At 42.1% G+C, this 14078-nt stretch carries 9 protein-coding genes and 1 pseudogene; 2 read left to right on the forward strand and 8 right to left on the reverse strand.

The window, feature by feature from the left end; genetic code table 11:
- Nucleotides 1-10 precede the first annotated feature (10 nt).
- Nucleotides 11-319 carry a 30S ribosomal protein S10 gene (gene rpsJ, locus LFUMFP_RS08950; protein ID WP_011375450.1) on the reverse strand — a complete coding sequence of 103 codons (309 nt, stop codon included), beginning with the start codon at nucleotides 317-319 and terminating at the stop codon, nucleotides 11-13.
- 331 nt (nucleotides 320-650) lie between these two features.
- Between rpsJ and LFUMFP_RS08955 the strand changes: the two genes are divergently transcribed.
- Nucleotides 651-1205, forward strand: a complete 555-nt coding sequence (locus LFUMFP_RS08955) for a cysteine hydrolase family protein (protein ID WP_025083316.1) — start codon at nucleotides 651-653, stop codon at nucleotides 1203-1205.
- 361 nt (nucleotides 1206-1566) lie between these two features.
- Here LFUMFP_RS08955 and LFUMFP_RS10010 read toward each other — a convergent pair whose 3' ends face one another.
- From LFUMFP_RS10010 to rpsL, 5 genes and pseudogenes are all read right to left on the reverse strand, one after another.
- Nucleotides 1567-1698, reverse strand: coding sequence for a hypothetical protein (locus tag LFUMFP_RS10010; protein WP_269843910.1), 132 nt, complete (start codon nucleotides 1696-1698; stop codon nucleotides 1567-1569).
- Nucleotides 1699-1943: 245 nt separating this feature from the next.
- Nucleotides 1944-2041, reverse strand: a pseudogene (locus tag LFUMFP_RS09845).
- Between the two features lie 268 nt (nucleotides 2042-2309).
- The gene (fusA, locus tag LFUMFP_RS08960) at nucleotides 2310-4400 is read right to left on the reverse strand and encodes an elongation factor G (RefSeq protein ID WP_025083315.1); all 2091 of its coding nucleotides are present in this window, start codon (nucleotides 4398-4400) and stop codon (nucleotides 2310-2312) included.
- Between the two features lie 103 nt (nucleotides 4401-4503).
- Entirely contained in the window at nucleotides 4504-4974 is a 471-nt protein-coding gene (gene rpsG / locus LFUMFP_RS08965) for a 30S ribosomal protein S7 (RefSeq protein ID WP_025083314.1), read from the reverse strand.
- An 89-nt stretch (nucleotides 4975-5063) separates the two neighbouring features.
- Nucleotides 5064-5477: a 30S ribosomal protein S12 gene (rpsL, locus tag LFUMFP_RS08970; protein WP_025083313.1), complete on the reverse strand. Its 414-nt coding sequence runs from the start codon at nucleotides 5475-5477 to the stop codon at nucleotides 5064-5066.
- A gap of 279 nt (nucleotides 5478-5756) precedes the next feature.
- On the opposite strand from rpsL, the gene LFUMFP_RS08975 reads away from it, so the two are divergent.
- Entirely contained in the window at nucleotides 5757-6440 is a 684-nt protein-coding gene (locus LFUMFP_RS08975; protein ID WP_106483489.1) for a prepilin peptidase, read from the forward strand.
- 243 nt (nucleotides 6441-6683) lie between these two features.
- Here the strand turns inward: LFUMFP_RS08975 and rpoC are convergent, their stop codons facing one another.
- Nucleotides 6684-10328 (reverse strand): DNA-directed RNA polymerase subunit beta', encoded by a 3645-nt coding sequence (rpoC, locus tag LFUMFP_RS08980; protein ID WP_106483490.1) that lies wholly within the window; start codon nucleotides 10326-10328, stop codon nucleotides 6684-6686.
- A 75-nt stretch (nucleotides 10329-10403) separates the two neighbouring features.
- Complete coding sequence (gene rpoB / locus LFUMFP_RS08985) at nucleotides 10404-14015, reverse strand: DNA-directed RNA polymerase subunit beta (protein ID WP_332903307.1); 3612 nt, start codon at nucleotides 14013-14015, stop codon at nucleotides 10404-10406.
- Nucleotides 14016-14078 lie beyond the last annotated feature (63 nt).

The following is a 14078-nucleotide window of genomic DNA, read 5'->3' on the forward strand; positions in this document are numbered from 1 at the left end:
TATTTAACTATTAAAGCTTGATTTCGATATCCACACCACTTGGTAAGTCAAGTTTCATCAATGAATCAACTGTCTTAGGTGTTGGGTTAACAATATCGATTAAACGCTTATGAGTACGCATTTCGAATTGTTCACGAGAATCTTTATGTTTATGTGGTGAACGTAATACAGTATAAAGTGTCCGTTCAGTTGGTAATGGGATTGGGCCAGAGATTGAAGCTCCTGTTCTCTTTGCTGTTTCCACGATCTTATCAGCTGATTGATCCAAAATACGGTGTTCGAATGCTTTCAAACGAATACGAATCTTTTGTTTTGCCATGTTTTTCCCTCCTTCGTCTATTTTAAAAGTAGACTAGCTCCGTGAAAATTTTTCCGGCACGCCCGCCCATGGCAAAGCGGCCGGGTGTGTCGCAACCTCTCACATCTTAGCTACTTAGGAATCTTTCGACCCCCTCGTGCGCAAACTTCTGTTATAGAAATAGCACCTTATCTATCTTACAAGATGGGCCAAAATTATGCAACCCTTTTTTGCTGATTTATCAAAGTTTTTCATAACCTTTTCATAAAAACGGATAGTGGTTTATCGCTAGCCTTCGCCCTACTTTTCAGGTACACTTAGACCAATTAAATATTCGCTAGGAGGCTTTTACATGGTAGCTCAAGCACTTTTAATCATCGATTATACAAATGACTTCGTCGCCGACAACGGCGCGCTAACGGCCGGTGCACCAGCCCAGGCGATTGCCACTTCAATCGTGACGCTAGCTGATCAATTTTTATCGGCGGGCGACGACGTGATTTTGCCGACCGACTTACACGTGGCTAACGATCCCCACCATCCAGAAACCAAACTCTTCCCACCACATAACTTAGCTAATACTTGGGGGCGCGAATTTTACGGCCCCCTCGCTACTTGGTACGCTGCCCACAAAGATGACGAGCACGTCTACGCCTTTGCCAAGAACCGCTATTCTGCATTTGCCAATACGAATTTAGATAATTACCTACGCGAACGCCACATCACTGACTTACATTTAACGGGCGTCTGCACCGACATCTGCGTCCTACACACCGCCGTGTCAGCCTATAACTTAAACTATCCGTTAACGATCCACGAACAAGCCGTCGCAACCTTCACCCCCAACGGCCAAGAATGGGCCCTAGCACATTTTAAGGATAGCTTGAATGCAAAGATAGAGCGCTGATCCATGCGGTTAGTTCTGAGCATTAGCCTAGTTCCGTGAATAAAGTCCGGGTTGTGGACTTTGTTTGCGAAACGTAGCTAAGCACAAGAACTTGCATGGAGAAGCGCGTTTAGAGCACTAATCAAGCTAATTATCCCCAAAAAGCTAACCACTTTCTTCTATATAATAATATAACGAATATTATTCTTCAAAAAAAAGCTGTTTGTCGTGTTGATTGAAACTTCTCAGCCACGGTGTTATAATGAAGCCAACAAAAAAGGAACCGTGCGTCAACACGATTCCACGCAGACCGCTAAAGACGGTTGGCATCAATATCACAATCTAATAGCCTTGCGAACTCTGCCAAAAGTTATCGCAACGGTTATTTTTTTATCGTTTTAATCAGCGTTTGCCACGCAATCACCAGTTTAGTAACGGCTTTTGTCAGTTTTTCAACCGCCAAAATTAAGACCGTCACGCCACTAATAACCACCAGCGCACTCCCCAAAAACAACTAGGCTACTCCCTTCTGCAGATTCCGGATTTCATGCAATCGCTGCATAAGCACCACCACCCTACATTCAGTTTTGCCAACCGCCACTAACTTCTTGCTTGATACGCATTGTATCATATTGAGCAAGTTTAAAACACCGTATTCCAGCTAGCTATTTCTAACATAAAAATAGACCCGCTTTGCAGCGAGTCCGAGGAGTGTATGAAAAAAGAGTTTTGTCAGTTCTTTGCCAGGGCGGTGGCAAATCGAGTTAGCGGGGGTTGAACCCGCATCGGCCGTCATTATATTTTCTGGGAGGAATTTCAAATGAATGGACCAGTCCTACCGATTAAACGATAACTCATTGGTGTTGCTCAGCCAGCCACTCTAGGGAAGCGGCCAACTGTTTGAAAAGCACTTTATCTTTCAGATTATTTCTTGGGAGGAATTCATCTGATATATATAGAATAACAACGAGATGTGAACGAATTGTGAACTTTCATTTATAAAACTGTAAAATTCACGATTACCATTTAATTAATCCATACTCATTAACGCCACAAAAAAAGGCCCCGCAGATGCGGGACCTTTTTTAATCCAACAGAAGTCATCAGATCAACGGGTCCAATTAATTATTGGCCACCATTTTTCTTGATAATTTCTTCTTGGATGCTCTTAGGAACAGCTGAATAATGATCAAATGTCATTGTAAATGTCCCACGGCCTTGTGTTGCTGAACGTAAAGTCGTTGCATAACCAAACATTTCTGATAATGGCACCATTGCGTTAACAAGTTGTGCATTACCACGGGCTTCCATACCTTCAACACGTCCACGACGGGCAGTAATTTGTCCCATAATATCACCAAGATATTCTTCAGGAGCAATCACTTCAACCTTCATGATTGGTTCTAGGATTTCAGCGCCAGCTTTTTTAGCAGCATTTCTCAATGCCATTGAAGCAGCAACCTTAAATGCAGATTCATTAGAATCGACATCATGATAACTACCATCATATAGCTTAGCTTTAACGTCGATCAATGGGTAGCCGGCTAAGACACCGTTTGCCATTGATTCTTTCAAGCCTTGTTCAACTGATGGAATGTATTCACGAGGAACAACACCACCGACGATAGCATCTTCGAATTCGAAGCCTTTACCCTCTTCATTAGGTGTAAATTCAACCCAAACGTCACCATATTGACCTTTACCACCGGATTGACGAACGAATTTACCTTGTGCAGAAGCTTGTTTCGTGAATGTTTCACGATAAGCAACTTGTGGTTCGCCGACTTTGGCAACCACTTTAAATTCACGTTTCATACGGTCAACCATGATATCCAAATGTAATTCGCCCATGCCGGCAATTAATGTTTCGCCAGTTTCAGGGTTCGTTTCAGCTTTGAATGTTGGATCTTCTTCACCAAGTTTTTGCAAGGCAAGATCTAACTTATCACGATCTTCTTTTGATTCAGGTTCGATAGAAACTTGGATAACGGGATCAGGGAATTCCATTGATTCCAAAATTAATGGATGATCAATATCAGTCAATGAATCACCAGTTGTCGTGTTCTTCAAACCGATTGCAGCAGCGATATCCCCTGAGAATACTTCAGGAATTTCGTTACGGTGATTTGAATGCATTTGTAATAAACGACCAACACGTTCACGTTTGTCTTTAGTAGCGTTCAAGACGTATGAACCTGATTGAAGTGTCCCCGTATAAACACGGAAGAATGTTAAACGACCAACGAAAGGATCGGTAGCAATCTTAAAGGCTAAACCAGCAAATGGTTTGTCATCGCCAGCCATCAATTCAACTTCTGTATCAGGATCTTCTGGATCAGTTGCTTTGTAAGGACGTACTTCTAATGGTGATGGAAGGTAATCAACAACCCCATCCATTAACATTTGAACACCCTTATTTTTAAAGGCTGAACCGGCAAATACTGGGAAGAATTTCAAATCAATCGTTGCTTGACGAATTGCTTTTTTCAATTCATCTTTAGTGATTTCTTCGCCTTCTAAGTATTTTTCCATGATGTCATCATTTACATCAGCAACAGCTTCAACTAAAGATGCGCGACGTTTTGTTGCTTCTTCTAGGTAGTCAGCAGGCACTTCAACAGTATCCCACTTAGCGCCTAGTTCATCTTCATCATAGATATCAGCTTGCATTTCGATCAAATCAATAACGCCTAAGAAATCATCTTCAGCGCCAATTGGCATTTGAACGGCATGTGCATTAGCTTGTAGACGGTCTTCAAGAGTTGTCATTGAATAATCAAAGTCAGCCCCTAATTTATCCATCTTATTAACAAAGACGATACGTGGTACACCATAAGTAGTTGCTTGACGCCAAACATTTTCAGTTTGAGGTTCAACACCTGATTGAGCATCTAAGACAGTGATGGCACCATCTAAGACACGCAATGAACGTTCAACTTCAATTGTGAAATCGACATGTCCTGGTGTATCAATAATATTAACTCGGTTACCTTTCCATTCGGCAGTTGTTGCTGCTGATGTAATAGTAATCCCACGTTCTTGTTCTTGTTCCATCCAATCCATTTGTGAAGCCCCTTCATGGGTTTCACCGATTTTATGAATTTTACCAGTATAATACAAGATACGTTCAGTAGTTGTCGTCTTACCAGCATCGATATGAGCCATGATACCGATATTACGAGTTTTGTCTAACGGGAATTCACGTTTGTTTGCCATAGTGAATAGTTACTCCTCTCGAATTATCAAATATTACGCTAAAGACAACAAGAGGCCATTATATGACTTGTTGAAAAGCATACAATGGCCATCCTTGTTAATCTTACCAGCGATAATGTGCAAATGCGCGGTTGGCATCAGCCATTTTATGTGTGTCTTCACGTTTCTTAACAGCAGCACCAGTGTTATTGGCAGCATCCATAATTTCACGTGCAAGACGTTGATCCATCGTATGTTCGCCACGTAAGCGAGCATAGTTTACTAACCAACGTAAACCTAAAGTTGTACGACGTTCTGGACGAACTTCAATTGGCACTTGGTAGTTAGAACCACCGATACGGCGAGCTTTAACTTCAAGTACTGGCATGATGTTGTTCATAGCTTCTTCGAAAACTTCCAATGGGTCCTTGCTAGTTTCTTCTTTAATAATATCAAACGCATCATATAAGATGGTTGATGCAGTCCCACGTTTCCCATCAACCATTAACCGGTTGATTAAGCGTGAAACCAATTTAGAATTGTACATTGGATCAGGTAAAACGTCACGTTTAGCAACATAGCCTTTTCTTGGCATCCTGATAACCTCCTCAAGATTTTAAGTCCTTGAAGTAACACACAGTGTCATTTAAACTTCAATACGACTTTTATATTTTTTATTGTGTGTTATTTTTTAGGTCTCTTAGTACCGTATTTAGAACGACTTTGCATACGACCATCTACACCGGCAGTATCCAAAGCGCCACGGATAACGTGATAACGAACCCCAGGTAAATCCTTGACACGGCCCCCACGGATAAGAACAACACTATGTTCTTGTAGGTTATGACCAATACCAGGAATATAAGCTGTGACTTCGATTAAGTTAGATAAACGCACACGCGCATACTTACGTAAAGCAGAGTTAGGCTTTTTAGGTGTCATAGTCCCGACACGAGTAGCGACCCCACGTTTTTGTGGTGCTGGATTATCTGTAGCGATTTTCTTCATACTGTTGTAGCCAAAGTTTAATGCAGGTGCATCAGACTTTGAAGTTCTTGATTTACGACCCTTACGTACCAATTGGTTAATTGTTGGCATTTGAAGGTTCCTCCTTCCTTGAGCTGAAAGTTATTTTTAAGTTTAAGTCCACACATCCAGGCGGTTCTTTTTTTTTGATAAAAAAATGGCAACCTAGTTGCGTGAATTGTAATGCATTTTTAAACGTCAGTCAGCATGATCTGATTTCCAGAAAAACTTCCGTAAAAAGCACCTTCATTAGATTATCATCATTATTCAGATTTGTCAACACGATTTTAACCCTCTTTTCAGAAAAAAATAGCCGTATTCAGGGTAACTATTGATTAAGGAGGGTTCATTATGCTTAAGTCTTTATTACTATTTTATTGCGGTGCTTGCATCGCCTCTTTCATCACCGTCATCTGTTGGCGTTGGCCACTCGGACGGTCCATCATCTGGCCGACTTCGCATTGCGATTGGTGTCGCCACCAGATTGCTTGGTACGATTTATTCCCGATTATCAGTTACTTAGTTTTAAAAGGGCATTGTCGTGATTGTGGTTTTCCGATTCACCGCGGCTTTTTCTACAGCGAAATTGCTGGTGGCTGCTTATTTGTACTGCTATTATCGCGAGCATGGCCTTGGCAATTGATTTATTTAATCGTGCTGCTATACTGTCTCAGTTTAATCGACCTCTTACATAGCGTCATGTATCCTGGTCCGACACTAACGGCGATGGTGCCGCTCTTTATTAGTTTCTGGTCTAATTACCACTGGCTGGCCGCGTTCTTAATCGGTAGCGCGCTCGCACTACTCGCTTATTGGACAGACGCGTTTGGTTTCGGCGACGTCGAACTACTCACGATTCTAACTCTGTGGTTCGGCTTAGAATTCGTACTGCAAAGTTTATTAGCCGGTTGCATCCTCTGCTTAATCGGTTACGCCATCAAAAAAATCCGGCGACCACACAGCATTTTGCGTGGCGACCAGATTCCGTTTATTCCCTATATTAGTATGGGGGTGGTGGTGGTCATGGCGTTTTGAAACGCGCAAGTGCCCACAGCTTCTTGTGCTTAGCTACGTTTCGCAAACAAAGTCCACAAATCGGACTTTATTCACGGAACTAGGCTAATGCTCAGAAGCTACCCGTGAGGGCTCACGCTCTATTCTGAAACGCGCTATCTCAAGCAACGCTTTCCGCCTAACTACAAAAATCCCTTATGGTTGAAGAACACCATAAGGGATTTTTTAGATTATGCTCAAGCGTTAACCGCTTGAGATAGCACTCTATTCTTTTGTTTCTTCTTGTTTCATTTGGGCTTCGATGTCACTGATTGAGTAGACATTTTCTGAGACGGCACCAACTGTTTTAGGTTCCATATGACGGTACTTCGCCATACCAGTACCAGCTGGGACGATCTTCCCGATGATAACATTTTCTTTCAAACCAAGTAATGGATCACTCTTACCGCGGATAGAAGCATCCGTTAAGACACGAGTTGTTTCTTGGAATGATGCGGCAGATAAGAAACTATTGGTTTCCAGTGAGGCTTTGGTAATACCAAGCAAGACTGGACGACAAGTAGCAGGAACGCCACCGCTAATAAGTGTTTCGTGGTTACGATCCGTAAATTCGCTAATGTCCATTAACGTACCAGGTAAGATTTCGGTATCACCTGGATCCATGACACGGACTTTACGTAGCATTTGACGAACCATAACCTCGACATGTTTATCGCCGATTTCAACACCTTGCATACGGTAAACTTTTTGAACTTCATGCAAGAGGTAGTTTTCAGTTGATAAAACGTCACGAACTTTGATTAATTGTTTAGGATTGACAGAACCACCCGTGATTTTTTCACCACGACGAACGTGATCGCCTTCGCTAACAATGACGTTAGCGGTGTAAGGCACACTGTATGAACGTGTATCTGTTTCGCCTTGGATTGTAATTTCACGGCTATGTTCAGCCGGATTTTCTTCAACCGCGACAACCTCACCAGTGACTTCAGTGATTGATGCCAACCCTTTCGGATTACGGGCTTCAAAAATTTCTTGGATACGAGGTAAACCTTGAGTGATATCTTCACCGCCGGCAACCCCACCGGTATGGAAGTTACGCATGGTTAATTGCGTACCAGGTTCACCGATAGATTGTGCTGCGACAGTTCCGACTGCTTCACCAACTTCAACTTCTTCACCATTAGCCATGTTACGACCGTAACATTTCTTGCAGACACCGTGTTTAGTGTTACATGTGAAGACCGAACGGATTGTGACATTTTCAATACCGGCATCAACAACTGCTTGCGCAAGATGTTCGTCCATTAATTGATTTCTAGCAACAATCACGTCACCTGATTTAGGATCTAAAATGGCTTTCATTGCACAACGACCAACAAGACGGTCATACAACGGTTCGATCATTTCATTTCCTTCATGAATTGAGTGGATGAGTAGACCGCGATCAGTCCCACAATCTTCTTCACGAATAATAACATCTTGAGCAACATCGACCAAACGACGTGTTAAGTAACCAGAATCGGCTGTCTTAAGGGCCGTATCGGTCATCCCTTTACGGGCACCATGGGTAGACATAAACATTTCCATGACAGAAAGGCCTTCACGGAAGTTCGATGTAACGGGAACTTCCATCATCCCACCATTCGGTGCGGCCATCAACCCACGCATACCAGCAAGTTGCGTAAAGTTTGAGATATTACCCCGGGCGCCAGAATCAGACATCATTGAGATTGGGTTGGTTGGATCAAATGCGTCGATTAATCGTTGTTGGATATCATCTTTAGCATCGTTCCAAATTTCAATCACACGTGCATGACGTTCTTCATCGGTAATCAAACCACGACGGAATTGTTTAGAAACGGTCGTGACCTTCTTATGCGCTTCATCAACGATTGCTTTCTTTTCAGGCAATTGTGGCACATCGGCAACCCCAACTGTTAAGCCGGCATGCGTTGCTTGAGTGTAACCCAAGGTCTTCATGTCATCTAACAAATCAGAAGTCCGTTGTACTTTATAAACCTTAAAGACTTGCGCAATGATGTCACTTAAGAAACCTTTCTTAAATGGCAAAATAACGGGAGCAGTCGCTAGGTAGTCATGAATGTCTTCACCTTTTTGGATGAAGTACTTATCAGGCACACCGTGGACTAAGTTATCGTTAGTAGGTTCGTTCAAGAATGGGAAGTCAGCAGGCATGATTTCGTTGAACAATGCTTTACCAACACTCGTCATCATAATTTGATGACGTTGTTCGTCAGTAAATGGTCGTTCAGTCATGCTAGCAACGGATAACCCAATCCGACTGTGTAAATGAACGTGGCCAGTTTGATAAGCCATGATCACTTCGTTTGTATCTTTAAAGATCATGCCTTCACCAAGACGTTCTTTTTGTTCAAGCGTTAGGTAATAGTTACCTAACACAACATCTTGAGAAGGGGTAACGATTGGCTTACCATCTTTAGGTGCCAAGATATGATGAGCGGCGAGCATTAACATTCTTGCTTCTGCTTGCGCTTCGTCAGATAAAGGCACATGGATTGCCATTTGATCCCCATCGAAATCGGCATTGTAGGCTTCACAAGCTAATGGATGAAGACGGATTGATTTACCATCAACCAAGATTGGTTCGAAGGCTTGAATACCAAGTCGATGCAATGTAGGGGCCCGGTTTAATAGTACTGGGCGTTCCTTAATAACATCTTCCAAAACGTCCCAAACATCGTCATCTTGACGATCAATTTTACGTTTAGCATTCTTGATATTTGAGGCCATTTCGCGTTTGACTAATTGGTGCATAACGAACGGTTTGAATAATTCAAGCGCCATTTCACGTGGCAACCCACATTGATAGAACTTCAACGTAGGGCCGACATCGATAACGGAACGACCAGAATAATCGACACGTTTACCCAATAAGTTTTGACGGAAACGTCCTTGTTTCCCTTTTAGCATATGTGACAATGACTTCAATGGTCGGTTACCAGGTCCGGTAACGGGACGACCACGACGGCCATTATCAATCAAAGCATCAACGGCTTCTTGTAACATCCGTTTTTCGTTTTGAACGATGATGTTTGGTGCTAATAAATCTAATAAACGTTTCAAACGATTATTTCGGTTAATCACCCGACGATACAAATCATTCAAATCAGAAGTGGCAAAACGGCCACCTTCCAATTGAACCATTGGTCGTAAATCTGGTGGAATAACGGGAACGGCATCCATGACCATCCATTCAGGGCTGTTTCCTGATTTACGGAAGGCGTCTAAGATATCTAAACGACGGATAGCACGTGTTCTCTTTTGGCCTTGTGCTGATTTCAAGTTTTCCTTTAATTCAGCAACTTCGCCTTCAAGATCGACATCGCGTAATAATTCCTTGATGGCTTCAGCACCCATCTTAGCATTAAACTTGTTGCCAAATTCTTCACGCTTTTCACGATATTCGCGTTCGGTCATCAATTGTTTCTTTTCCAAGGCTGTATCGCCTGGGTCAATCACAACGTATGATGCGAAGTAGATAATTTCTTCCAAAGCACGGGGGCTCATGTCTAAGACAAGACCCATCCGACTTGGAATTCCTTTAAAGTACCAGATATGAGTGACTGGTGCAGCGAGTTCGATATGGCCCATTCGTTCACGACGAACTTTAGAACGAGTCACTTCTACCCCACAACGGTCACAGACAATTCCTTTATACCGAATCCGCTTGTACTTACCACAAGCACATTCCCAATCTTTTGTAGGTCCAAAGATGCGTTCATCAAAAAGGCCATCACGTTCAGGTTTTAAAGTACGATAGTTGATTGTTTCTGGCTTTTTAACTTCACCATATGACCAACTACGAATTTTATCTGACGATGCTAAACCAATTTGCATGCTTTCAAACTTATTGACATCTATCAAAGGGCCGACCTCCTCATTTTTTATAGAATGGTAAAGCAGCGCGCTTTACTAATTTGAATTAATTAGAACACTCGATTATTCGGCTGAAGGATCAACTGGGTCAACGTTAGCGGCCGCTCGTGCTTTTTCAGCTTCTTCTTGTGCTTTCTTTTCTTCTTGTTCTTTTGCGTATTTAGATAAGGCATCAACGTTAACAATATCGTCATCGTCGTCATCCATATCACGCAATTCGATTTCTTCTTTATTGATATCTAAGACTTTCATGTCTAGACCAAGTGATTGTAATTCTTTGACCAAGACCCGGAATGATTCTGGGACACCTGGTTTTGGAATTGGTTCACCCTTGACGATGGCTTCGTACGTTTTAACACGACCAACCACGTCATCAGACTTGTAAGTTAAGATTTCTTGTAAAGTATAAGCAGCACCATAAGCTTCAAGTGCCCAAACTTCCATTTCCCCGAAACGTTGGCCACCAAATTGCGCTTTACCACCTAAAGGTTGTTGCGTAACAAGTGAGTAAGGTCCGATTGAACGCGCATGTAACTTATCGTCAACCATGTGGGCTAGTTTCATATAGTACATGACCCCAACAGAAACCCGAGTATCGAATGGTTCACCAGTGCGACCATCATAAAGCACACTCTTACCATCTGAAGGCATGTTAGCTTCACGAACAGCATCCCATAAATCTTTATCTTGCGCACCATCAAAGACTGGTGTTGCAACGTGGATACCTAAGTTACGAGCAGCCATCCCTAAATGTAATTCAAGGACTTGCCCGATATTCATACGTGAAGGCACACCCATGGGACTCAATAAGATATCAACTGGGGTACCATCTGGCATGTATGGCATATCTTCTTCAGGAACAACGATTGAAACCGTCCCTTTGTTACCATGACGTCCGGCCATCTTATCGCCGACTTGAATCTTACGTTTTTGAGTAATATAAACGCGGACCATCATGTTAACGCCTGGTGATAATTCATCGCCAGCTTCACGCGTAAAGATCTTAACATCTTGGATAATCCCGCCGCCACCATGAGGTACCTTAAGGGAAGTATCACGAACTTCACGAGCTTTTTCACCGAAGATTGCGTGGAGTAAACGTTCTTCAGCTGATAATTCAGTAACACCCTTAGGCGTGACTTTACCAACTAAGATATCGCCGTCTTTCACTTCCGCACCAATCCGTACAATCCCAAATTCATCAAGATCTTTTAATGAATATTCACCGACATTTGGAATTTCACGAGTGATTTCTTCAGGTCCAAGTTTTGTATCACGTGCTTCTGATTCGTATTCTTCAATATGAATTGACGTATACAAATCTTCTTTAACCAAACGTTCTGAAAGAACGATGGCATCTTCATAGTTATACATATTCCAAGTCATGAAAGCGATCAATGGGTTTTGACCTAAGGCTAATTCGCCATTTTCCATAGCTGGGCCGTCTGCGATAATTTCATCAACATCAACGTGATCGCCTTTAGCAACGATTGGACGTTGGTTGTAGTTCTTACCCGCATTTGAACGACGGAATTTCATTAATTCATATTTGTCTAATGAACTATCTTCACGACGCACACGAATTTCTTTAGCATCAACGTATTCAACTGTTCCGTCATGTTTGGCAAGCATTGCAATCCCAGAATCATGAGCGGCTTTGTATTCCATACCGGTCCCAACCAATGGTGCGTGAGGATCAACTAAAGGTACGGCTTGACGTTGCATGTTGGCGCCCATCAAGGCACGGTTTGAATCATCATTTTCCAAGAAAGGAATGCAGGCTGTTGCGACGGCAACAACTTGTTTAGGTGAGACATCCATGTAATCCAATTTATCAATTGATGTTTCGATATTGTCATCTTTGTAACGTGCCAAGACCGTTTCTTCAACGAATGACCCATCATCATTTAATGGTGAGTTGGCTTGGGCGATGACGTAATTATCTTCTTCATCGGCTGTTAAGTAGTCAATCTTATCAGTGACATCATGGGTATCCCAGCTGACACGACGATAAGGGGTTTCAATGAAACCATAACGGTTAACAACGGCGTAACTTGCTAAACTATTAATCAACCCGATATTAGGGCCTTCAGGCGTTTCGATTGGGCACATACGACCATAATGGGTATAATGCACATCTCGGACTTCGTAACCGGCACGGTCACGAGTCAAACCACCAGGTCCTAAGGCAGATAGACGACGTTTATGCGTTAATTCACCAAGTGGATTGGTTTGATCCATGAATTGTGACAATTGAGATGAACCAAAGAATTCTTTGATTGAAGCCACAACTGGGCGAATATTAATTAATTGTTGAGGTGTAATAGTACTTGTATCTTGGATTGACATCCGTTCACGAACAACCCGTTCCATCCGTGATAAACCAATTCTGAATTGGTTTTGGAGCAATTCACCAACTGAACGAATCCGACGATTACCTAAATGATCAATATCATCGGTATTGCCAAGACCTTCTTGTAAATTGAAGAAGTAGTTCATTGATGCCAAAATATCAGCAGGAATCACATGTTTAACTTTAGCGTCAATATGACCGTTACCGATCATGTTGATTTCTTTGTCTGGCGTTTTTTGTGAATAAACTTTAATCACTTGTAACGTCATTGGTTCAGCTAAGACACCTTCATCAGCTGGTTGGTAAGTCACCGTCTTGAAATCTTCTTTGTCTAAATAAGGTGACAAAGTATCCATGACTTGACGATCAACTACTGTATCTTTGGCAGCAATCACTTCACCTGTATCGGGATCAGCCAATGTTTCAGCCAATGTTTGACCCAATAGACGTGTCTTTAAGCTCAACTTCTTGTTGATCTTGTAACGACCAACTGACGCTAAATCATAACGTTTTGCATCGAAGAAACGGGCAAAAAGTAATGAACGTGAGCTATCAGCCGTCTTAGGTTCGCCGGGGCGAAGACGTTCGTAAATATCTTTTAAGGCTTCTTCAGTTCTTGAATCATCAGTATTCTTATGGATATCTTTTTCTAACGTCAACATTAATGAATCGTTGTCGCCTAAGATATCGATAATTTCTTGATCTGAACCGTAACCTAAAGCACGTACTAAAACAGACATTGGAATCTTACGAGTCCGATCGATCCGCACGTAGGCAATATCTTTGGCATCTGTTTCAAATTCTAACCAAGCACCCCGGTTAGGAATGACGGTTGTGCCGTAAGTTGTCCGGCTATTCTTATCAATTGAACTATTAAAATAAACACCTGGTGAACGAACTAATTGAGAAACGATAACCCGTTCCGCACCATTAATAATGAAAGTCCCTTGGTCAGTCATCAATGGGAAATCGCCAAAGAAGACGTCTTGAGATTTAATTTCACCAGTTTCGTGGTTTGTTAGTCGTAAAGTAACGTGTAATGGTGCTGAATAGTTGGCATCATGTTGACGTGCTTCTTCAACCGTGTATTTCGGTTCAAGTAGTTGGTAACCAACGAATTCTAATGATAAATTACCAGCAAAATCGTCGATTGGCATGATGTCCTCAAACATTTCACGAAGCCCTTCATCTAAAAACCATTGATAGGAATTAGATTGGATTTCGATCAAGTTTGGTAGTTCCAACACTTCTTTAATCCGTGCATAGCTTCTACGGGTCCGATGTTTACCGTAATTTACTAAGTGTCCTGCCAAATTGTTCACCCCTCTATAAAGTTTTCCGTAGAACTCAATATTACAAAAAGATGACAAATGTTAAATTTAAAT

It is taken from the genome of Latilactobacillus fuchuensis (assembly GCF_900258455.1).
Classification (GTDB): Bacteria; Bacillota; Bacilli; order Lactobacillales; family Lactobacillaceae; genus Latilactobacillus; species Latilactobacillus fuchuensis.

Excerpts from the sequence above, each read along its gene's own strand:
- rpsJ (WP_011375450.1), bottom strand. The coding sequence starts at position 319 with ATGGCAAAACAAAAGATTCGTATTCGTTTGAAAGCATTCGAACACCGT.
- rpsL (WP_025083313.1), bottom strand. The coding sequence starts at position 5,477 with ATGCCAACAATTAACCAATTGGTACGTAAGGGTCGTAAATCAAGAACT.
- rpsG (WP_025083314.1), bottom strand. The coding sequence starts at position 4,974 with ATGCCAAGAAAAGGCTATGTTGCTAAACGTGACGTTTTACCTGATCCA.
- LFUMFP_RS08955 (WP_025083316.1), top strand. The coding sequence starts at position 651 with ATGGTAGCTCAAGCACTTTTAATCATCGATTATACAAATGACTTCGTC.
- LFUMFP_RS08975 (WP_106483489.1), top strand. The coding sequence starts at position 5,757 with ATGCTTAAGTCTTTATTACTATTTTATTGCGGTGCTTGCATCGCCTCT.
- fusA (WP_025083315.1), bottom strand. The coding sequence starts at position 4,400 with ATGGCAAACAAACGTGAATTCCCGTTAGACAAAACTCGTAATATCGGT.